24 protein-coding genes are annotated in these 20,942 nt (G+C 61.5%); 8 read left to right on the top strand and 16 right to left on the bottom strand.

What is annotated here, in order from left to right; translation table 11 throughout:
- Window positions 1-5: 5 nt before the first annotated feature.
- From AC0J41_RS17270 to AC0J41_RS17255, 4 genes are read right to left on the bottom strand one after another with little or no spacing between them, the layout of a single operon-like run.
- The gene (locus tag AC0J41_RS17270) at window positions 6-581 is read right to left on the bottom strand and encodes a DUF6162 family protein (RefSeq protein ID WP_473013139.1); all 576 of its coding nucleotides are present in this window, start codon (window positions 579-581) and stop codon (window positions 6-8) included.
- Window positions 578-919, bottom strand: a complete 342-nt coding sequence (locus AC0J41_RS17265) for a hypothetical protein (RefSeq protein WP_473013138.1) — start codon at window positions 917-919, stop codon at window positions 578-580. The genes AC0J41_RS17270 and AC0J41_RS17265 overlap by 4 nt, the downstream gene beginning before the upstream one ends.
- Window positions 916-1,458: a thiamine pyrophosphate-binding protein gene (locus tag AC0J41_RS17260; RefSeq protein WP_473013137.1), complete on the bottom strand. Its 543-nt coding sequence runs from the start codon at window positions 1,456-1,458 to the stop codon at window positions 916-918. The genes AC0J41_RS17265 and AC0J41_RS17260 overlap by 4 nt, the downstream gene beginning before the upstream one ends.
- Window positions 1,455-2,645, bottom strand: coding sequence for a PepSY-associated TM helix domain-containing protein (locus tag AC0J41_RS17255; RefSeq protein WP_473013136.1), 1,191 nt, complete (start codon window positions 2,643-2,645; stop codon window positions 1,455-1,457). The genes AC0J41_RS17260 and AC0J41_RS17255 overlap by 4 nt, the downstream gene beginning before the upstream one ends.
- Before the next feature lie 323 nt (window positions 2,646-2,968).
- Between AC0J41_RS17255 and leuC the strand changes: the two genes are divergently transcribed.
- Window positions 2,969-4,387: a 3-isopropylmalate dehydratase large subunit gene (gene leuC, locus AC0J41_RS17250; protein ID WP_473013135.1), complete on the top strand. Its 1,419-nt coding sequence runs from the start codon at window positions 2,969-2,971 to the stop codon at window positions 4,385-4,387.
- A complete protein-coding gene (gene leuD, locus AC0J41_RS17245; protein ID WP_473013134.1) occupies window positions 4,384-4,998 on the top strand; it encodes a 3-isopropylmalate dehydratase small subunit in 615 nt (204 codons plus the stop codon). Before leuC ends, leuD begins: the two co-directional genes overlap by 4 nt.
- A gap of 109 nt (window positions 4,999-5,107) precedes the next feature.
- On the opposite strand, the gene AC0J41_RS17240 is transcribed toward leuD, so the two are convergent.
- From AC0J41_RS17240 to soxR, 4 genes are all read right to left on the bottom strand, one after another.
- Window positions 5,108-6,058 (bottom strand): LysR substrate-binding domain-containing protein, encoded by a 951-nt coding sequence (locus AC0J41_RS17240; RefSeq protein WP_025113212.1) that lies wholly within the window; start codon window positions 6,056-6,058, stop codon window positions 5,108-5,110.
- Between the two features lie 23 nt (window positions 6,059-6,081).
- Complete coding sequence (locus AC0J41_RS17235; protein ID WP_473013133.1) at window positions 6,082-6,957, bottom strand: alpha/beta fold hydrolase; 876 nt, start codon at window positions 6,955-6,957, stop codon at window positions 6,082-6,084.
- Between the two features lie 231 nt (window positions 6,958-7,188).
- Window positions 7,189-7,647, bottom strand: a complete 459-nt coding sequence (locus tag AC0J41_RS17230) for a VOC family protein (protein WP_025113214.1) — start codon at window positions 7,645-7,647, stop codon at window positions 7,189-7,191.
- 106 nt (window positions 7,648-7,753) lie between these two features.
- Complete coding sequence (gene soxR, locus AC0J41_RS17225) at window positions 7,754-8,203, bottom strand: redox-sensitive transcriptional activator SoxR (protein WP_473013132.1); 450 nt, start codon at window positions 8,201-8,203, stop codon at window positions 7,754-7,756.
- A 94-nt stretch (window positions 8,204-8,297) separates the two neighbouring features.
- Here soxR and AC0J41_RS17220 point away from each other — a divergent pair, with 94 nt between their 5' ends.
- Entirely contained in the window at window positions 8,298-8,663 is a 366-nt protein-coding gene (locus AC0J41_RS17220) for an antibiotic biosynthesis monooxygenase (RefSeq protein WP_025113216.1), read from the top strand.
- Here AC0J41_RS17220 and AC0J41_RS17215 read toward each other — a convergent pair.
- The 4 genes from AC0J41_RS17215 to msuE form a co-directional block, all read right to left on the bottom strand.
- On the bottom strand, window positions 8,660-9,763 hold the full coding sequence (locus tag AC0J41_RS17215) for a sigma-54 interaction domain-containing protein (protein WP_473013131.1): 1,104 nt from the start codon (window positions 9,761-9,763) through the stop codon (window positions 8,660-8,662). The genes AC0J41_RS17220 and AC0J41_RS17215 overlap by 4 nt on opposite strands.
- Window positions 9,764-9,786: 23 nt before the next feature.
- Window positions 9,787-10,974: an acyl-CoA dehydrogenase family protein gene (locus AC0J41_RS17210; RefSeq protein WP_473013130.1), complete on the bottom strand. Its 1,188-nt coding sequence runs from the start codon at window positions 10,972-10,974 to the stop codon at window positions 9,787-9,789.
- 131 nt (window positions 10,975-11,105) lie between these two features.
- Complete coding sequence (ssuD, locus tag AC0J41_RS17205) at window positions 11,106-12,251, bottom strand: FMNH2-dependent alkanesulfonate monooxygenase (RefSeq protein WP_473013129.1); 1,146 nt, start codon at window positions 12,249-12,251, stop codon at window positions 11,106-11,108.
- Window positions 12,252-12,261: 10 nt separating this feature from the next.
- Complete coding sequence (msuE, locus tag AC0J41_RS17200) at window positions 12,262-12,825, bottom strand: FMN reductase (protein WP_473013128.1); 564 nt, start codon at window positions 12,823-12,825, stop codon at window positions 12,262-12,264.
- Window positions 12,826-13,216: 391 nt separating this feature from the next.
- Between msuE and AC0J41_RS17195 the strand changes: the two genes are divergently transcribed.
- The 4 genes from AC0J41_RS17195 to AC0J41_RS17180 all read left to right on the top strand — a co-directional run bounded on the left by AC0J41_RS17195 (window position 13,217) and on the right by AC0J41_RS17180 (window position 17,428).
- On the top strand, window positions 13,217-13,474 hold the full coding sequence (locus AC0J41_RS17195; protein WP_025113221.1) for a hypothetical protein: 258 nt from the start codon (window positions 13,217-13,219) through the stop codon (window positions 13,472-13,474).
- 102 nt (window positions 13,475-13,576) lie between these two features.
- Window positions 13,577-14,191 (top strand): LysE family translocator, encoded by a 615-nt coding sequence (locus tag AC0J41_RS17190; RefSeq protein WP_473013127.1) that lies wholly within the window; start codon window positions 13,577-13,579, stop codon window positions 14,189-14,191.
- A 205-nt stretch (window positions 14,192-14,396) separates the two neighbouring features.
- Window positions 14,397-15,563 (top strand): aminotransferase class V-fold PLP-dependent enzyme, encoded by a 1,167-nt coding sequence (locus tag AC0J41_RS17185; RefSeq protein WP_473013126.1) that lies wholly within the window; start codon window positions 14,397-14,399, stop codon window positions 15,561-15,563.
- Between the two features lie 56 nt (window positions 15,564-15,619).
- A complete protein-coding gene (locus AC0J41_RS17180) occupies window positions 15,620-17,428 on the top strand; it encodes an aminopeptidase P family protein (RefSeq protein WP_025113224.1) in 1,809 nt (602 codons plus the stop codon).
- A gap of 45 nt (window positions 17,429-17,473) precedes the next feature.
- Here AC0J41_RS17180 and AC0J41_RS17175 read toward each other — a convergent pair whose 3' ends face one another.
- Window positions 17,474-18,070 (bottom strand): 2-hydroxychromene-2-carboxylate isomerase, encoded by a 597-nt coding sequence (locus AC0J41_RS17175; protein ID WP_473013125.1) that lies wholly within the window; start codon window positions 18,068-18,070, stop codon window positions 17,474-17,476.
- 38 nt (window positions 18,071-18,108) lie between these two features.
- A complete protein-coding gene (locus tag AC0J41_RS17170; RefSeq protein ID WP_473013124.1) occupies window positions 18,109-18,837 on the bottom strand; it encodes an SDR family oxidoreductase in 729 nt (242 codons plus the stop codon).
- 92 nt (window positions 18,838-18,929) lie between these two features.
- Between AC0J41_RS17170 and AC0J41_RS17165 the strand changes: the two genes are divergently transcribed.
- Complete coding sequence (locus tag AC0J41_RS17165) at window positions 18,930-19,508, top strand: TetR/AcrR family transcriptional regulator (protein WP_025113227.1); 579 nt, start codon at window positions 18,930-18,932, stop codon at window positions 19,506-19,508.
- Between the two features lies 1 nt (window position 19,509).
- On the opposite strand, the gene AC0J41_RS17160 is transcribed toward AC0J41_RS17165, so the two are convergent.
- Both AC0J41_RS17160 and rhtA read right to left on the bottom strand, forming a co-directional pair.
- Window positions 19,510-19,791, bottom strand: coding sequence for a hypothetical protein (locus AC0J41_RS17160; protein WP_473013123.1), 282 nt, complete (start codon window positions 19,789-19,791; stop codon window positions 19,510-19,512).
- A gap of 169 nt (window positions 19,792-19,960) precedes the next feature.
- Window positions 19,961-20,848, bottom strand: coding sequence for a threonine/homoserine exporter RhtA (gene rhtA, locus AC0J41_RS17155; protein WP_473013122.1), 888 nt, complete (start codon window positions 20,846-20,848; stop codon window positions 19,961-19,963).
- Window positions 20,849-20,942 lie beyond the last annotated feature (94 nt).

Below are 20,942 nucleotides of genomic sequence, written 5' to 3'. Positions count from 1 at the left end.
AAGGTTCAGTGGCGATGCTCGCGAGTCACGCCGGCATCGAATTGCGCGACGATCTGCTTCCAGCCAGCGGCCGACAGCGCGGTGTCGGTCAGTTCGGCGGGCGTCTGCAGATCGGCGGCGCGGTTGAGCCAGATGTCCGGCGCCGCATGGGCATCGGCGCTCAGCAGCATCACGAACGATCCCGCCACGGCCGGCGACTGGCTATGGCCGAAATAGGCGGTGTCCGCCAGCAACTGCCAGGCATGTCCACCACGGCTGACCGAGCTGGCGTCCTGGGCGAATGGCGCAAAACCTTCCTCTGCCAGGGATTGCGGGCTCGGAAGGGTTTGCTGCTCTTCGCGCAACAGGCGGATTTCGTCCAGGGTCACCCGCAGGTCGGCGTAGATGCCTTGCTCGGCGGCGCTGAGGTCGCGCCGGGCATCGAGCTGATGGCTGGCGACCGGCTGCGGTTCATGGGACACCCCGCGCCACGCCACCACCGAACCGGCAACCGCGAGGATCAACAGGCACAGCAGCAGGACGTTGAGGGTTTCATGGCCGGCGCCGGCCGGACGGACGACTTGCGTGGTGGGCGTACTCATGGGGCCTCGATGTCTGCTTGGTCGATTTCCACGACGTGACCGGGGCCGGCGTCGAACAGCACGTAAAACTCGGCGGCGGGTTTCTTGAAGGTCAGGCTCGAGTCGGCGCCGAGCTTGCCCGGCAGCAGAATGGTTTCGTCGTAACCGATCACGTCCAGAGTCACCCCGGGCGCGCCGCTGCCATCGGAAAAGCCGCCGGTGCATTTGATCTGCTCGGCATCGACGGCTTTGCATTCACACATCGGGTTGTGGGCCAGGGCGCCGGCGCTGAAACCGCTGCACAACAGCAGCAAGGCAGCGCGCAATCGCAGGCGCAAAGGGCGTTGAACGCGGTTCATGGTTTGGCTCCTTGTTTGTTCAGCCAGGCAATGGTGGCGGGAGAGGCCTGGCGCAGCGGAATCGAGGCTTGATGCAGGCTGCCGTCCCAGCCTTCCATGGTGATCCACAGGTCGGCGTCGGCCTGGGTCTTTTCCGCCACCGGCAACTGCGCGCCCATGCGGTACGGCGTGCCGAAGAAAATCACCCCGGCGGCGCGCAGGCTGCGGGGCTTGCCGATGCGCAGGTAGGTGGCCTTGACCTGTTCGACGCAGGCGTCGCACAGGGCTGCATTGAAGTCCTTCATGTAACCGGCGGGGCCGTCGAGATGCGGCGCTTCGTTTCGCAGTTCGGCCAGGCGCAGGCTCCAGGGCCCGACCTGGATGTCACCGATCTCGTGCTCGCCGAGGCCGACATCGCCGCGAAACAGCGCAGCGTCGGCGAAATACTTGGGCATGAAACCCAACGGAATCAGCAGCAGCAGCGCATTCAGATGAAAGCGCCATTTGTGCCAGAAGCGGCGCAGTGTGGACGGCTGGACATTGCGGTTGGACTGGCTCACAGGCTGACCTCCGCTGGTTCACGACTGACGCTGGTGCTGCGGGTTTTTTTACTCTCGCGCTTGAGCGCGTTGGCGGTGGCCAGCGCGGTGCGTTTGGTCCAGATCAACAGGCCGCTGAGCACCATCATGCTCAGCAACAGGCCGAAGAAGAACCAGATCAACTTGATCCACAGGCCGCCGAAATCACCGGTGTGCAACGGTCGCATCGACTCGGTGACGAACTCCAGCGAGGAGCGGTCGGAGATCAGCCGCGAGGCAGCCATGTCGCCGTTGTAAGGGTTGAGCGTGGCGGTCTGGAACATCAGCGGATACCAGCCGCGACCGCCGACACTCAGATGGCTGTAGGCGTTGCCCGGCAGGCTGATGAAGCTGACTTCCAGCCCGGGGATTTGCTGTTCGGCGATCTGCACCGCGCGATCCAGGCTGATCCGTGGCGGTGGCCCGGCGTCGGCCGACATCGGCACGTCTTCGCGGGCCATCGCCGGGATGATCGGCTCGGTAGTGATGGACACCTGGTTATCGAACAAAAACGCCTGAATCAGAAACCAGGTGCCGGTGATGGAAATCACGGCAATGAACCAGATCGACCAGATGCCGCTCAGTCGATGGAAGTCCCCCCAGAAGATCCGGGCGCCGTGGCGAAAACGCAGCGTAGGCTTGAAAAAGCCTTTCCAGAAACGCTTGTAGACCACCAGCCCGGTGACCAGCGAGGCGAGCATCGGCAGGCCGAGAAACGACACCAGGTACCAGCCCCAGCTATAGCCGTTGGTGAACGGCACCAGCCACCAGCCGTGCAGGGCACGGGTGAATGCCTTGAAGTTGAAGTCCGGCGCCGGGCCCTGGATCGCGCCGGTGTACGGGTTGACGTACACCGTCTGCGCGCGGCCGTCGGGGTAGCTGACCTCGACGTCGAGGGCGAAATGCGACTCGTCGGGGCGGCTGATGCTTTCGACCAGTGTTTGCGGTTCGGCTTTCTTGATTGCGGCCAGCACTTGATCGTAACTGAGCAGCGGAGCGTCGTCCGCCGGTTGGCTGGCGCGCATCTGCGGGTTGGCCAGCCAGACGATCTCCTGGCTGACCACCGCCAGTGTGCCGGTGACACAGACGATCAGGACAAAAAACCAGATCGGCAGCGCGAGCCAGCTATGCACCAGGAACCACAGTTTGGAACGGGATTTCTTCGACATGATTGCGCGTCTTGATTGCGATGAAAGGGCACGCGGCTACGGGCTTCGCAGTAAGGGTGACCCTGAAAGGCGCGGTCGTGGCTGTTGCCTACGCGAACGGCCTGCATCTCTATAGGACGGATGAGTCAGGTAAATCCCGAAGGCTTATATGAAAGTAAATGTTTCGCACTTCCCCCAGACACCACCAACCCTCCTACAGGGGGCGTTCGGTGGCCAGGGGATCGAACACGATTCATGAACGCCGCTCTCACTTCCTGCCAATTGATGGCCGCCAACCGCTCCCTATGATGGAAATCACCGGATTCCCCTGAGCGAGCGCCTTGATGAGCCCCAGAACCCTCTACGACAAACACATCGACTCGCACGCCGTGTGCCGCCTCGATGAGCAGGGCCATGTCCTGCTGTATATCGACCGTCAGGTGATCAACGAATACACCAGCCCCCAGGCCTTCAGCGGTTTGCGTGCAGCCGGGCGTCAGGTCTGGCGGCCGGGCACGGCGCTGGCGGTGGTTGATCACGTCAACCCGACCACACCGCTGCGGGTCGCGGCGATGCCTGATGCGGGCGGTGCGCGGCAGGTGTCGTATCTGGCGGAAAACTGCCGGGACTTCGGCATCGAACTGCTGGACATCCTCGACAAGCGCCAAGGCATCGAGCATGTGATCGCCCCAGAGCAAGGCTTCATTCTGCCGGGGATGGTCATCGCCGCCGGCGACAGCCACACCACCACCTACGGTGCGCTGGGGGCGTTCGGTTTCGGCATCGGCACCTCGGAGATCGAACACCTGCTGGCCTCGCAGACCCTGGTCTACAAACGCCTGAAAAGCATGCGCGTAACCGTCGATGGCGCGCTGGCGCCGGGCCTGACCTCCAAGGACGTGATCATGGCGCTGATCGGCCGCATCGGTGCCTCCGGTGCCAGCGGCTACGCCATCGAGTTCAGCGGTTCGACCATCGATGCCCTGAGCGTCGAAGCGCGCATGACCATTTGCAACATGGCGGTCGAGGCCGGTGCGCGCGGTGCGTTCATGGCGCCGGACGAAAAAGTGTTTGCCTATCTCAAGGGCAAACCCCGAGCACCGCAGGGTGAACTCTGGGAACGCGGGTTGCAGAAGTGGCGTGAACTGCGCAGCGATCCCGGCGCCGTGTTCGACCGCGAAGTACACCTCGACGCGAGCCTGCTGGAACCGATGGTCACCTGGGGCACCAGCCCGGATCAGGCGGTAGCCATCGGCGCGCAAGTGCCGGACCCGCAAAGCATCGACGATCCGATCCTGCGTCAGGACATGCACCGGGCCCTGCATTACATGGGCCTGGAACCGGGGATGGCGCTGCGCGATATCGTCATCAGCCATGCGTTCATTGGTTCCTGCACCAACGCGCGGATCGAGGATTTGCGCGACGCCGCCGCTGTCGTGCGCGGGAGGAGAGTGGCCGAACATGTGCGGGCGATGATCGTGCCCGGCTCCAGCGAAGTCCGCGCTCAGGCCGAGGTCGAAGGCCTGGCGCAGATCTTCATCGACGCCGGGTTTGAATGGCGCCAGTCCGGCTGTTCGATGTGCCTGGCGATGAACGATGACGTGCTCGCGCCCGGCGACCGCTGCGCCTCCAGCACCAACCGCAATTTCGAAGGCCGGCAGGGTGCCGGAGCGCGCACTCACCTGATGAGTCCGGCGATGGTCGCCGCCGCCGCGATCAGCGGCCACCTCACCGACATTCGTCACTTTGGAGAACGCCCATGAGCCTGCAACCCTTCACTCAGGTCAGCGGCCAGGCCGCGCCGCTGCTGGCGGCCAACGTCGACACCGACGTGATCATGCCCAAGCAGTTTCTCAAGGGCATTGATCGTCAGGGACTGGATCGCGGGGTGTTTTTCGATCTGCGTTTTTTTGCCGACGGTACGCCCAACCCTGAGTTCGTGTTGAACCAGCCGGCCTGGCAGGGTGCGAGCTTTCTGGTGGTCGGGCCGAATTTCGGCTGCGGCTCCAGCCGTGAACACGCGGTGTGGGGGCTGCAGCAGTTGGGGGTTCGCGCGCTGATCGGCAGCCGTTTCGCCGGGATCTTTTACGACAATTGCCAGCGCAACGGTGTGTTGCTGATCACCCTCGACGAGGCGCAGGTGCAGCGCATTGGCCGGCGGGTGAGTCAGCCGGAAAGTGCACGGCTCAGTATTGATCTGGAGGCGCAGCAGATCCGTCTGGCGGACGGCGAAGTGCTGGATTTCCAGATGGAGGGCTTGCGCAAAACCGCCCTGTTGCTGGGGCTGGATGCGATTGGCAGTACCTTGCAGCGGCGTGAACAGATCAAGGCGTTCGAGCGCGAACACCTGACCAACAACCCATGGCTTGCCTGACACAGTACCAACCTGTGTAGGCCTTCGCCTGCTCGCGATAGCGTCGTGTCAGTCGACATCATCATTGGCTGAACGACCGCTATCGCGAGCAGGCGAAGGCCTACAAGGGCTACAGTGAAAGATCCTTGAAATGCCCCTGCAAAAACTCCACACACGCACGCAGCTTTCCGGAGTTGGCCAGCCGCGTCGGGTACACCGCCCAGACGTTGGCGCTCTGACTGTAATCGGCCAGCACCGGCACCAATCGGCCTTGTTCCAGCAACGGCTTCACATCCCACAATGAGCGCAGCAACACGCCACGTCCGTCGAGCGCCCATTGCAGGACGATCTCACCGTTGTTGGACGACAGCGGCCCGCTGACCCGCACGCTTTCCTGCGCGCCGTCGCGATCCAGGTGCCAGATGCCGAATGCATTGTCGCGCTCCTTGATCACCAGGCAGTCATGCTGTTGCAAGTCGTCCAGCGTCTGCGGCGTACCGTGGCGTTGCAGGTATTCGGGCGCTGCGCACAGCACCCGGCGGTTGCTCACCAGTTGTCGGCCGATGTGCTGGCCGGGCAGGTCATCGCCGACGCGGATTTCCAGATCGAAGCCTTCGTTGACGATGTCCACCGCGCGGTCGAACAGGTCGAGGCGAATCTGCAATTGCGGGTGACGTTCGGCCAGCAGCGAAACGGCGGGCGCCACGTGGTTGCGGCCAAAGCCGAAACTGCTGCAGATGTGCAGGCGCCCGCGCGGGCTGTCGTGGGCATCGGCGAGGTCGTCGCGCAGTTGCTGAAAGTCATCGAGGATGCGCAAGGCCCAGCGCTGCACCCGCTCACCGTCCTCGGTCAAAGACACGCGGCGACTGGTGCGGTGCAGCAGGCGGGTGCCGAGGGTCGATTCGAGAATCTGGATGCGTTTGCTGACGTAGGCCGGGGACAGGCCCAGCTCGTCGGCGGCGGCCGCGAAACCGTTCTTGCGGATCACCGTCAACAGCACGCGCAGGTCTTCGGGCAGGGGCACGGGTTCTTGGTTCTGGGACATGTTGGCACGAGCACTGGCGGCACAAGCCGCCAGCATAGCATCGGCAGGCAAGGCTCGATTCAGCGCAGGAAATCCAGGGCTTCGGCGAGCAGCAGATCAGGCACTTCCTCGGCCAGATAATGCCCGGCGGGCAGTGCTTTACCGCTGACATCGGTTGCCACTTGCTGCCATTCGCGCAGCGGTTCGAAGCAACGTCCGACCGTGCCTTCGGCACCCCACAGCACGCGCAGCGGCAGATGCAGCTGATGGCCGGCGGCGATGTCGGCGCGGTCATGTTCCAGGTCGATGGCGGCGCTGGCGCGGTAGTCTTCGCAAATGCCCCGGGCGCTGCCGGGACGTCGCAGGCAGCGCAGGTATTCGCTGAACGCGGGCTCGGTGAACGGTGTGAGCCCGGCGCTGCGGCTGCCCATGACGCTGCGCAGATAGGCTTCGGGATCGGCCTCGATCAAGGTTTCCGGCAATGGCGCCGGGCGGATCAGGAAGAACCAGTGCCAATAGGCACGGGCGAAGGCTTCGTTGGTCTGCGTGTACATCGACAGAGTCGGGGCGATGTCGAGCAGCATCATCCGCTGCACGGCAGTTGGGTGGTCGAGGGCCAGGCGATGGGCGACCCGGGCGCCACGGTCGTGGGCCAGCACCGAGAACTGCGCGAAACCCAGCGCATGCATCAGCTCGACGTTGTCCCTGGCCATTTCACGTTTTGAGTGGTTGCGGTGCTGCTCATCGGCGGCGGGCCGGCTGCTGTCGCCATAACCGCGCAGGTCGGCGGCGACCACGGTGAAGTGCCCGGCCAGTTGCTCGGCAATCTTGTGCCAGATCACGTGGGTCTGTGGGTGACCGTGCAACAGCAACAGGCCCGGGCCGCTGCCGCCGAGGCGGTAGGCGATGTCGACGCCGTTGACGTGGCGCTGGTCTTTGCAAAATCCGGCAAACATCGGGCTGATCCTTTTTTCAGTCGTTGTCGGCATGCTGAAAGTGTTTGCGTTCGGGAGCAACTGGCGCAGCGTGGTGTGGTGGTTCATGAAGTGTGATGTGTCCGCACTGGCCCCTTCGCGAGCAAGCCCGCTCCCACAGTGTTCTGCTGTTTGACCACGATAGTGTTCACACCAGAGATCCCTGTGGGAGCGGGCTTGCTCGCGAAGAGGCCGGTCAAGACACTGAAGATCTCAACCCTGACTGAACATCTCGATCGCCCGCTGCTTGATCTGCTCTTCGGTCAGGTCCTCCTTGCGCGTAGCCAGGAACCACAGGTGCCCATACGGATCCTTCAGCGTCCCGCTGCGGTCACCATAAAACTGATCCTTGACCTCGGACACCGCCTTGGCCCCGGCATCCAGCGCCCGTTGAAAGGACTTGTCGACATCAGTGACATACAAATGCAGACCGACCGACACGGCGTTGTCCGGACCGCTCAACGGCCCTTGGTCGCAGGGCGTGCCGAGCATGATTGCGCTGTCGCCAATGCGCAGTTCGGCGTGGCCGATGCGGCCGTCCGGCATGTCGAGGCGCATGACGACCGTGGCGCCGAAGGCTTTTTTATAGAATTCGATGGCTTCGGCGGCCTTGAGGATGCCGAGGTACGGGGTAATGCTGTGATACCCCTCGGGAATGGGTTTGACGCTCATGACGTTCTCCCTGTTCTTTGTTTTGCGAGGTGTGGGGCTCCACCGGATTTGTGGAAGATTCACTATAGAACTGTCTGCGCAACGAGGATTTTTGCCCGACGAGCAGTCAGCCGAGGAAATGCGCGCCTGGCCCCTGTTCACCGAGCACATCGCCCTGATTGCGCAACGGGCAGGCCTCCATCGACAGGCAGCCGCAGCCGATGCAACCGGTGAGCCGATCGCGCAACAGGGTCAACTGATTGATCCGCTCATCGAGTTCGCGTCGCCACTGCTCGGACAGGACTTTCCAGTCCGCCGCGGTCGGCGCGCGATCGTCCGGGAGCATCTTCAACGCCTCGCCAATCTCCGCCAGCGGAATGCCCAGCCGTTGCGCGACCTTGATCAGCGCCACTCGACGCAAGACTTCCCGTGGATAGCGGCGTTGATTGCCGGCATTGCGCTGGCTCTTGATCAGGCCCTTGGCTTCGTAAAAGTGCAGGGCGGTGACTGCCACGCCGCTGCGCGCGGCGACTTCGCCCACGGTGAGCTGCTTGTGCAGGGTTTCTTTGGTGATCATTGGCAAAATGACTCTTGACCTTGACTTAACTAGAGGTTTTACCCTGCAGGCCTTCGAGTCGCAAGACTCGTCTTACGGTGAATGGGGACTTGTCATGCAAACGTCAGCGAAAAATCGCAGTTTTACCCAATTGATCGAATTCGAGATCGAACCGCGCCAGCAACCGGCGCTGGTGTCGGCACTGGCGCAGCAGACCGAGCATCTGGCGCAGCGCTACGCAGGCTTTGTCAGCGCCAGCGTGCAGGTCAGTGACGACGGTCGGCGGGTGCTGAGCCTGCTGCAATGGCAGACCCGCGAGGCCGGGGAAGCAGCGTTCAGCCGTTTTGAAAGTGGCGAGCAGGATTTCTGGCAACTGATCCGTGCCCATCAGGCGAAAACCGTGACCTTCAATTCGTTCCAGGTATTGAGCAGCATCGCCCGCAGTCATGACGATGCGCTGCACTGCAACCTGGTGGGCTAGATCGACAACTGGATCAGGCGTTCGCCTTGCAGGTTCTCCGTGAATCGCCGCTTGTTAACCGCCAGTTCGCCGATCTTGATCAGCCGCGTGCGAGTGACATTGCGGCTCAGGCCGAGCAGGGCAGCGGTGTGCACCTGGTTGTAATGGCAGAACCGATACGCGGCGCGCAGCAGGGCGTCTTCGACCTTTTCGTGGAGAGCGCCGGCCTGTTGTTCGAAGAGCTTTTGAAAGGCTCGCTCAAGCAGCGCTTGCGGTGAGTCGTCGGCGCTCGACTGCTGATCGTCCGGGCGCTCGATGCGCAGGTTCGACAGGCGCAAATCATCGCGCTCGATCACACCGTTGCGGCAGATCAACAGGGTGTGATGGATGACGTTTTCCAGTTCGCGGATGTTGCCCGGCCAACTGTAGCCGCGCAGTTTGTGCTCGGCGCCGGGGCTGATGCTGACCCGCCCGTAACCCAGGCGCTGGCTGTAGGCTTCGATGAAGTGCCGGGTCAGCGGCAGGATGTCACCGGGCCGATCGCGCAGTGGGCTGAGCTCCAGATTGACCACGTTCAGGCGATAGAACAGGTCTTCGCGGAAGTTGCCGGCATTGATGGCTTTTTCCAGTTGCACGTTGGTCGCCGCCAGCACCCGCACATCGATGGGAATGCTCTTGCGCGAGCCCAGGCGCACCACTTCGCGCTCTTGTAACACCCGCAGCAACTTGACCTGAATCGCCATCGGCAAATCGCCGATTTCGTCGAGGAACAAGGTGCCGCCGTCCGCCTCCTCGAACCAGCCGGCCTTGGCGCTGAGGGCGCCGGTGAAGGCCCCTTTTTCATGGCCGAACAGTTCGGCTTCCACCAGCGATTCGGAGAACGCGCCGCAGTTGACCGCGACAAACGGCCGATGGCGGCGATTGCTCAGGTTGTGGATATGCCGCGCCACCAGCTCCTTGCCGGTGCCGGTTTCGCCGATGATCAGCACGCTGGCTTCGCTCGGTGCAACTTGCTGCAGATGCGCGAGCAGGGCCTGGGATTTCGGGTCTTCGAAGACTTGCGCGGTGGCGCGGATCGATGTCGCCAGGGTGGGTGAGGGCGGAAGGGTCAGCAGTTGCATGGCTCGCTCCATTAAAGGAAAGATCAGGAATAGAACGTCGGCACCGGCAGCGCCTGATTCAGCGCCCAGTCGCCCAGCTCATGGAGCTTGTAGTCGAGCGGGTCGTGCAGGGTCTGGGTGCGCAGGTTGCGCCAGTGCCGGTCCAGGCGCAGCGAAGCGTGGGTCGAACGCGCGCCGGTGACTTCGAATAAGCGGCTGCAAATCTCCAGCCCCTGACGACTGGCGGCGACCTTGGCCGTGGCAATCGCCGTGGCCAGATGCCCACGCTCCTCGGCAGTCAGATTCGGGCCTTTGGCCCAGGCGTCGTCAAGCAGCGAGGCGGCCCGTTCGACCAGCAGGCGAATGCCTTCCAGCGCCACCCAGAACTCGCCGTAATGCGCGAGCACGTACGGGTCTTCGCGCACATCACGGGCCACGGATTTGTGCCAGAGCCGGGTTTCGCTCAGCGTGTATTGGCGGGCTTCGGCAAAAGCGCCTTCGGCGATGCCAAGAAACAGGTGGGTGAACGTCAGTTGCGCGATCAGCGGACGCAGGCAGGCAAACGGTGTGCTCAACGGCCCGGGATCGAGCAGCAGTTCGGACTCTTCGACGCGCACTCGTTCGAACGTGGCGCTGCCGCTGTCGGTCTGGCGCTGGCCGATGTTGTTCCAGTCATCGTGCAGGGTGATGCCGCTGCGCCCACTGGGGATCGCCGCGATCAGCAATTTGCCGCCGGCGCTTTCGTCCACCGCCGAAGCGATCAGCATCTGCGAGTCGCTGGCGCCGGAGCAGAAACTTTTCTTGCCGGAGAATTCGCGCCAGCCGCCGCAGTCCTTGACCACGGTGCGGGTGTCGAGCGGGTTGAGGGCGTTGCCCCAGAACCAGTTCTGCCGTGCGGTCTGTTCGAACCACGGCTGCCATTGTTCCGGGCGCGAGAACAGGCGCACGGTGGCGAGCATCAGGTGATGAAAGCCGAAGACGTGGGCGATTGAGCTGTTGACCTTGGCGAACTCGCGCACGATCTGCAGGGTTTCGCTCCAGCGCGCGCCGAGGCCGCCGTAGCGCGTGGGAATGCTCAGGGCCAGCAGGCCGCTGTCACGCAGGGCATCGCGTTCGGCCTTCGGCGTACCGCCGCGCTCGTCACGCTCGACGGCGGTGAGGGCAAATTCGGTGGCCAGTTGGCGGGCGGTCTGCAGCGGGGAGAGCAGGGTACTTTGTGGTTTGGCGGTCACACGGTGTTCCTCAAAGAGTCAACGCAGTCCCCTATGGGAGCGAGCCTGCTCGCGAAGGGGTCGTATCAGTCACCATTCCTGTAGATGACCACTGCATTCGCGAGCAGGCTCGCTCCCACAAGGGTTTCGGTTCAGGCAGTGGCTTTTGTGGGCAACACATCGTTGGCAATCATTTCGCCAAACGGCCCGGTCAGATTGGTCACGCCGCGCCCGGCCAGGCTCGCGTAGGGTTCCGGCAGCAGCGGGAACACCAGTTCGGCAAAGCGGTAGGCTTCTTCAAGGTGCGGATAACCGGAAAAGATGAAGCTCTCGATACCGAGGTCGGCGTACTCCTTGATGCGCGCCGCCACTTGCTGCGGATCGCCGACCAGCGCAGTCCCGGCGCCGCCGCGTACCAAGCCGACACCGGCCCACAGGTTGGGGGCGATTTCCAGGTTGTCGCGTCGCCCGTCGTGCAACGCCGCCATGCGCCGCTGCCCTTCGGAGTCGAAGCGCGAGAAGGATTTCTGCGCCGCCTCGATGGTCTCGTCGCTGATGTGCTCGATCAGTTTGTCCGCAGCTTTCCAGGCTTCTTCGGCGGTCTCGCGGACGATCACGTGCAGGCGAATTCCGAACTTCACCTTGCGCCCGTGCCGAGCCGCAAGTTCGCGCACATCGGCAAGTTTTTCGGCGACGGCGGCGGGTGGTTCGCCCCAGGTCAGGTACACGTCTACTTGCTCGGCGGCCAGGTCATGGGCAGCGTCGGAGGAACCGCCGAAATACAGCGGCGGATACGGCTTCTGCACCGGTGGATACAGAGCTTTGGCGTTCTGCACTTTGAGGTGTTTGCCCTCGAAGTCCACCGCCTCGCCTTGCAGCACTCGCCGCCAGATCCTGAGGAATTCGTCGGTGACTTCGTAGCGCTCGCTGTGGCTGAGGAAACTGCCGTCGCCACGGTTTTCGTCGGGGTCGCCGCCGGTCACCACGTTGATCAGCAGGCGACCGTTGGACAGGCGATCCAGAGTCGCCGCCATGCGCGCCGATACGGTCGGCGAGATGATCCCCGGACGGATCGCCACCAGATAACGCAGGCGTTCGGTCAACGGCACCAGCGCCGAGGCGATCACCCACGAGTCTTCGCAGGAGCGCCCGGTGGGGATCAATACGCCGTGGTAGCCAAGGCTGTCGGCGGCTTGCGCCACTTGTTTGAGGTAATTGAGTGTGACCGGGCGCGCGCCTTGCGTGGTGCCCAGATAATGGCCGTCGCCGTGGGTCGGCAGGAACCAGAAAACATCCATGAACAGCTCCTTAAGCGATTTTCAGCAACGGTTTGATTTGCGTGCCGAACAGCGGCGCGGCGCGTTCAGCGGCGAGGCGGATGCGCGCTTTCAGCTGTTCGCTGGTGATCTGGTAGTCGGCGAAATCGGCCTCGGTGGCGTAAACGCCAATCGGCAGGGTCACGGCCTGGAAGAAACTGAGCAGCGGACGCAACTGGTGATCGAGCACCAGCGCATGACGCTCGCTGCCACCGGTGGCGGCCAGCAACACCGGGGTGTCGATCAGTGCATTGAGGTCGATCAGGTCAAACAGATGCTTGAGCAGGCCCGGGTAGGAGCCTCGATACACCGGCGCTGCAACGATCAGCAGGTCGGCCTGTTCGATGGCCTGCAGCTCGGCCTCGACCTCTGCGCTCAGTTCCTGACGCGACAGCGCAGCACCGAGTGGCCGGGCGATGTCACCGAGTTCGATCAGGTGACTGTCGAGCGGCAGGTGCTCGCCCAGTTCGGCCAATAAAGCCTGAGTCAGCACCAGGGTGCGGGACGGGCGCCAGGTGCCGCCGGACAGGGCAACGACTTTCAGGGGACGCGACATGATGAGTTCCTTTTTATCAACAGTTGCTCAGCGAGCAGTGAGTAAGTGCCAAGGCTTGAGCAAGCGCTGTACCAATTCCTGAGAAGCCCGGTTCGCGGGGGCTATAGCGTTCTGGCGCCATTGAGTTGTGCAGATATCAGGCGGGTTTGTTGAACTGCTGTTGCCTGGGCAACAGTTGCTGGAGCAACAGTTGTTCGCCGTATGGAGGGATTTATAGCGGTTGCTTGTTATTCCGTAAAAGAACGTTAATCGATATTTATAGATCTTTAAGAGATATGAGGACGATCAAGCTGAAATCCTGATAGCCACTATTGAGCGCGTTGATTTTTGCCCGGGCGAGCGCGGGCGTAGCCTTTGTCCATCGACTAACACCGCTCGCCAGGACGCCCCCATGAATCGTTTACTGACTGTTTCGCTGCTGCTCGCTGTTTCCGTGCTCGCCGGATGCGCCACCCACGTTTCCCCCGAACAACGGCCCTACACCGCCGAAGAGACCCGCGAACTGGCGATGGAAGCGCTGAATCGCAGCGGCTTGTCCTTCGACGAATACCACGCGAAAAAAGCGGCGCTGCTGGGTCAATCGTCGTTCGACAAGAAAGCTGAAATGAGTGCCGGACGTGCCATACAGCTGCACGGTCGTCCAAGCTGATCGCAAACTGTACTGCTCGAAGTTTTAGCCAACTGTCCGTGGGTTTGCGGGCTGCCGTGCGATAGGGTCAACACCTGAATGCCCCCCCGACGGAATGACTACATGACCCTCTCGCTTGATCTGCTGCTGGGCTTTGCCCTGTTTGCCCTTGTCACCTCGATTACACCGGGGCCGAACAACACCATGTTGCTGGCGTCGGGGGTGAACTTCGGTTTCAACCGCACCATTCCCCATATGCTCGGCATCACCTGCGGTTTCTTCGTGTTGGTGGTCGCGGTGGGCTTTGGCCTGGGCGCGGTGTTCCAGACATATCCACTGCTCTACACGGTGCTGCGCTATATAGGCGCCGCGTATCTGTTGTACCTGGCGTGGAAGATCGCTCATTCGGGACCGGTGGGCGAAGGCGCTGAAGGCGAGGGCAAACCGATCAGTTATCTGGGCGCCGCCGCGTTTCAGTGGGTCAATCCCAAGGCCTGGATCATGGCCATCGGCGCGATCAGCACCTACACGCCGATGCAGGGGTATTTCACCAATGTTGTGGTGATCGCTGCGGTGTTCGCCATCATCAACCTGCCCAGTGTCGGCGTCTGGGCGGCGTGCGGCACGTTGTTGCGCAACGTGCTGAAGGACCCACGCTGGTTGCGCGTATTCAACTGGGGCATGGCCGCGTTGTTGGTGATTTCGCTGTACCCGTTACTTCTCGAAAGCTTTCACTGACGCATTGCTTCAACCGCCGGCCCGATGCCTGTTAAGCTCGGCTTCAGGAGCGTTCCTACGCACTTTTAAATGAAGTTGTTCTTCTTTAACGGCATCCGATCAGGTATTGATGACGCTCTCGAACCGACGCGCAGCTCACAAGGCTGCGCTGTGCCGTTTGCAGACACGAGCCTCCTGATCCCGGAACACGCTCTGCGAGTCTTTTATGAATAAACGTCCGTTGTATTTCGATTATGCCGCCACCACTCCGGTGGACGATCGGGTCATCCAGGTGATGATCGACTGTCTGGGCTTTCACGCCAACTTCGGCAATCCGGCGTCCAGTTCTCACGCATTCGGTCAGCAGGCCCGGCAAACAGTCGAGCACGCCCGCCGGCAAGTCGCCGAACTGGTCGGTGCCGAGGCAGCGCAGATCGTCTGGACCTCCGGTGCCACCGAATCCAACAACCTCGCCCTTAAAGGCGTGGCCCAGGCACGCGGCGTTGCCGGCGGCCACATCATTACCAGCCAGATCGAACACAAAGCCATCCTCGATACCGCCCGGCAACTGCAGGACGCGGGCGTTGCGGTGACCTACCTGGTGCCGGATGCCGAGGGCCTGATCACCCCACAGGCAGTCAGCGAAGCGATGCGCGACGACACCTTTCTGGTCTCGCTGATGCTGGTCAACAATGAACTCGGCACGCTCAATGACATCCCGGCCATCGGTGAGGTCGTGCGCAACCGTGGAGCGCTGTTCCATGTCGATGCGGCGCAGGGCGCCGGTAAAGTGGCGATCGATCTGCAGCAATGGCCGGTGGACCTGATGTCGTTTTCGGCGCACAAGCTCTACGGCCCCAAAGGCATTGGTGCGCTGTATGTCGGGCCGCGGGCGCAGCAGCGTTTGCAGGCGCAGATTCATGGTGGCGGGCACGAAGGCGGCTTGCGTTCCGGGACTCTCGCGACCCATCAGATTGCGGGTATGGGCGCGGCATTCGCCTTGGCCACTGCGATGTTCGATGAGGAGAAAAAGTCCATCGTGGCGCTGCGTGATCGCTTGCTCGAACCGTTGCTGAGCCTGCCGGGCGTGCGCCTCAACGGCAGCGCCAGTCAGCGTATTGCGCACACCTTGAGCCTGACGTTCAGCGAAGGTGAGTTCAACAGTGCAGCCTTGAGCCATTCGATCGCGTTTTCCGCGACTTCGGCCTGCAACTCGGCGAGCAATGCGCCTTCCCACGTGCTGCTGGCACTGGGGCATGACGCCCGGCTGGCTGCTCGCACCATTCGCCTGAGCCTCGGCCGCTTCACCACCACCGACGATATCGATCAGGCGGTAGAACTGATCAAAGGCGCCTGCGCCAGTGCTCCGGCATTCTGGGCGACAGGGCTTTAACCAGCCGACTTCCACGGCTACGAACAATAACGATGAAGTGATTGGCAGGAGACATGATGAGTACCCAGACTTTGACCGAAGGAACGGTTCCCCAGCGCCTGGCGCACACCCGTGAACTTATGCGCCGTGAAGGCATTCATGCGTTGCTGGTGCCGTCGGCCGACCCGCACCTGTCGGAATACCTGCCGGGATACTGGCAAGGGCGGCAATGGCTGTCGGGGTTCCATGGTTCGGTTGGCACGCTGATTGTCACCGCTGATTTCGCCGGAGTCTGGGCCGACAGTCGTTATTGGGAACAGGCGACCAAGGAACTCAAAGGCAGCGGCATCGAACTGGTCAAGCTGCAACCGGGGCAACCGAGCCCACTGGACTGGCTGGCCGAGCAGACTCCGGAAGGTGGCGTGGTGGCGGTTGATGGCGCGGTGATGGCCGTGGCCTCGGCGCGTACCTTGAGCAGCAAGCTTGAAGCCCGTGGTGCGCGTCTGCGCACTGACATCGATTTGCTGAATGAAGTCTGGGCCGATCGTCCTGGCCTGCCGAACGCACCGATCTATCAGCATTTGCCGCCGCAAGCGACGGTCAGTCGCGGCGAAAAACTCGCCAGACTGCGTGAGACCTTGCAGGAACGTGGTGCCGATTGGCACTTCATCGCCACCCTTGATGACATCGCCTGGCTGTTCAATCTGCGTGGCGGCGATGTGTCGTTCAACCCGGTGTTCGTTTCTTTTGCGTTGATCAATCAACAGCAAGCGACACTGTTTGTGGCTCTGAGCAAGGTCGATGCCGAATTGCGTGCGGTGCTGGAGCGGGACGGAGTGACTCTGCGTGATTACCATGAAGTGGCCGACGCCTTGCGCGCTGTGCCAGGCGGCGCAACCCTGTTGGTGGATCCGGCGCGGGTGACCAGCGGTTTGCTGGATAACCTGGAAAGCGGGGTGAAACTGGTCGAAGGCCTGAATCCGACAACCCTCGCCAAGTCGCAGAAAAGCGAAGCCGATGCGCAGCACATTCGCCAGGCCATGGAGCAGGACGGTGCGGCATTGTGCGAATTTTTCGCCTGGCTGGAGTCTGCCTGGGGGCGCGAGCGCATTACCGAACTGACCATCGACGAGAAGCTCACCGCCGCCCGCGAACGCCGTCCGGATTACGTGTCGCTAAGCTTCAACACGATTGCCGCGTTTAACGCCAATGGCGCGATGCCGCACTATCACGCCACCGAAGAAGAACACGCGGTGATCGAGGGTGATGGCTTGCTGCTGATCGACTCGGGCGGCCAGTACCTGGGCGGTACGACCGACATCACGCGCATGGTGCCGGTCGGTACGCCAACGGATGAGCAGAAGCGTGACTGCACGCGCGTGCTCAAAGGGGTGATCGCACTGTCGCGGGCACAGTTCCCGAAAGGCATTCTGTCGCCGCTGCTGGATGCCATCGCCCGTGCGCCGATCTGGGCTGAAAGCGTGGATTATGGCCACGGCACCGGTCATGGGGTCGGCTATTTCCTCAATGTTCACGAAGGCCCGCAGGTGATCGCGTATCAGGCCGCAGCGGCTCCGCAAACGGCAATGCAGCCGGGGATGATCACATCGATCGAGCCGGGCACTTACCGTCCGGGCCGTTGGGGGGTGCGAATCGAGAACCTGGCCATGAATCGCGAGGCGGGCAGCAGCGAGTTTGGCGAGTTCCTCAAGTTTGAAACCTTGACTCTGTGCCCGATCGACACACGCTGCCTGGAGCCGTCTTTGCTGACGCAGGAGGAGAAGCAGTGGTTCAACGCCTATCACGCCGAAGTGCGTGAGCGCTTGAGTCCGTTGCTGGAGGGCGCTGCACTGGCGTGGCTGAACACGCGGACAGCGGCTATCTGATGGCATCAACCCGGGGGCTGTGTGGCGCCCGGGTCTGTTCTCCTTCTAAGCCTGACGCAGGGCTTCTTCGACAAAGTCGAGGCGGTCCTGACCGAAGAACAACTGATTGCCGATGAACATGCTTGGCGCACCAAACACTCCGCGTTTAACGGCTGTTTCGGTGTTGTCCTTGAGTGCTGCCTTGACCGCCTCGTCGTTGGTCAGGGCCAGGACTTCATTGGAATCGAAGCCGTGTTCGCTCAACACCGCTGCGACAGTGGCCGGCTCATCGAGAGCACGTCCCTCCACCCACAGTGCCTTGAACAGGCAATCGATAAACGCCTGAAAGCGTTCTGGCTGGCGCAGTTGTATGCCGGTGACGGCGCGCATCAGCATCAGTGTGTTGATCGGGAAATGCGGATTGAACTTCAGTGGCACGCCATATCGTTTGGCGTAGCGATCCAGATCCTGAAACATGTAGCGGCCCTTGGCCGGGATCATCGCCGGTGAGGCATTGCCGGTGGCCTTGAACACACCGCCCAGCAGCATCGGGATGTAGATCAATTCGCTATGGGTGTCGGCACAGATTTTCGGTAACTGGGTGTAGGCCAGATAAGTGGCAGGGCTGCCGAGGTCGAAATAGAACTCCACGGTTTTCGTCATATTCGCTGCTCTCTATTTATTGTTATGGAGGAGGGGGATTACCAGCGTTCGTTCCATGGACGCAGATCCAGTTCGAACGTCCAGGCATCCCGTGGCTGACTGTGCAGGTACCAGTAGTTTTCGGCGATGTGCTCGGGATTGAGAATACCGTCCTCATCCTTGGTCGCGTACTTCTCCGGAAAGCTGTTTCGGATGAAGTCGGTATCGATGGCGCCATCAACCACCACGTGGGCGACGTGGATGTTCATCGGCCCCAACTCGCGCGCCATGCTTTGCGCCAGCGCACGAATACCGTGTTTGGCGCCGGCAAATGCGGCAAAACCGGCGGCGCCGCGAAGCCCGGCGGTGGCCCCGGTAAACAGAATGGTGCCGCGCTTGCGGCTGACCATGCGCTTGGCCACTTCGCGGGCATTGAGAAAACCCGAGAAACAGGCCATCTCCCAGATCTTGAAGTATTTGCGCGCAGTTTCTTCAAGAATGCTGCAAGGCACGTTGGCGCCGATGTTGAAAACAAACGCTTCGATCGGGCCGAGGCGGGTTTCAATCTCTTCAATCAGCGCAATGACGTCTTCTTCCTTGCGTGCATCGCAGGCGAAGCCATGTGCTTCTCCACCCTCGGCCTGAATGGCCTCGACCAGCGGCTGCAATTTGTCAGCACTGCGTCGGGTAACGCAGGCGACAAAACCTTCTTTGGCAAAACGCTTGGCGATGGCTCCGCCGGTAGCATCGCCAGCACCGACCACTAGTACGACCTTGTTGTTATTCATCGGTGTTTCCCTTTAGTAAACGATCGTTAAGTGAACGAACGTTATGCTAGGATTCGGACAACGTCAAGGCGGTCGATCACGAGGGTAAGCACATGCGGTATTCCGCCGGTCATAAGCTGGAAACCCGGGAAAAGCTGCTGAACAGCAGTGCGCTGTCGGCAAAGCGCGCTGGATTTTCGACTGTCGGAGTCGATGGATTGATGAAAGCCATCGGCCTGAGTGGGGCGGCTTTCTATAGCCACTTCTCATCGAAAGACGCGTTATTCACGGCAATCGTCGAACGCGAACTGTGTCAGAGCCTGGAGCGACTGGGTGGGAGAGGTGAGCAGGATCGCGAGCGGCTGGAGCGCTGTCTCAAACAATACCTGAGCATGGCTCACGTAGAGCAGCCTGAATCGGGGTGTGCCTTGCCGACGCTGGGTGCGGAAATAGCCCGTTCAGATGATCAGGTTCGCGAGCAGGCCGAGCTGTGGATTTGTCGGCTGCAAACCAGTTGGGCGCAGATTCTGCAGAGTGACAGCCTGGCATGGGCGATTCTGTCGCAATGCGTCGGCGCGTTGGTGGTTGCGCGGATGTTGGTGACGCCGGAGATTCAACGGACGGTATTGAAGTCCAGCCATGAAGAAATCGGGCGTCAACTGGCTGCTCGGCGAGACGAGCAGCCAGAATGATTCATTTGCAGATGACGATCATGCTTCGACTGGTATAGCCAGCCGGGTTGAGACCGAACGGGTAGTCGCCAGGTTCTTCCACGGCGTCTCCCGATTTGGCGATGACCTTGTAACCCTTCGGAGCGCAAGCATTGGCGGCGCTGGTGTAACACTTGTCCCAGGAGGACGACAGCCCCGAACAGTTGATGTGCAGCCCTTTTCTACCGTGCTTCACTTGGGTCTCGGAGGTCGCTGCGCACCCCGCTACTGCCAACACAGCGATCAGTATCAAAAATCGTTTCATTACCGTCCTTATGGTAGCCACGAGTCTGGCGCTCGGGTCTGCCTGTATTCGCTTGCGCTTTAAGCGTTCTGATATCCCTGTCCGAAAAAATCCATATCTGACACTGAGTTAAGGGATCTAAACATGGCCTAAATGAGCGCCAATTGCCAGACCTTCATCAAATCCAGTTTCAATCTGCCGCAATGGCGGGCTTGGCGGTGCTGCCCATCGTCATGGTGGCTCCGACTGACGCCAGAATTATGCACAGGATCGCCATCCATTGTGACAGCGTGAGGTATTCCTGCAGGAAAAGCAGTCCTGACAGTGCGCCGAAGGCGGGTTCTATGCTCATCAAAGTGCCAAAGGTACGTGCGGGTATGCGGGTGAGGGCGACCATCTCCAGCGTGTAGGGCAAAGCGGTCGACAGGACGGCGACGCCAATAGCAATCGGGATGAGTGACGGCGTCAACAGAGCAGCGCCTGCGTGGACAATACCAATCGGTGCAACAAAAAGTGCGGCAATCATTACACCCAGGGCCGCAGTGGTAACGCCGTTGTCTGCGCCGGCCTTCTGACCAAACAGAATGTAAAGTGCCCAGCAGACGCCGGCGCCCAAGGCATAACCAGCCCCGACCAGATCAATTCCTGCTGTTGTCGCTCCAGTGGGGATCAGCAAAAGCAGGCCGACCGCAGCCAAAGCAATCCAGAGAAAGTCGATGGCACGACGGGAAGCATAAACGGCGACGGCCAGCGGGCCGGTAAATTCGAGTGCGACTGCGATTCCGAGCGGTACCGTGCGCAATGACATATAGAAGAGGAAATTCATTCCGCCCAGCGCCATGCCATAAACGATCACTGTCCGCAGGGACTGGGCTGTCAGCCTGGCGCGCCATGGACGCAGCAGTATCAACATGATCACGCTGGCGAAGATCAGGCGCAGGGTGGTCGTTCCCTGAGCGCCGACCACCGGAAACATGCTCTTGGCCAGTGATGCGCCGGACTGGATGGATGCCATGGCTATCAATAACAGGCCAACCGGGAACAGCATTGAGGCCAGAGAGCGGGGTTGGTCAGTCATTGCGAGGCATCATCCGAAGGTAAGAGCAGGGTATTGTTTTAGGTGTTGGGCAATATACTGCGCATTCGATGGCATTGCGTCTATATATAAGCAG

The organism is Pseudomonas sp. Arb-4-2C (genome assembly GCF_055755015.1).
This window is presented reverse-complemented; position numbering and strand designations above follow the sequence as displayed.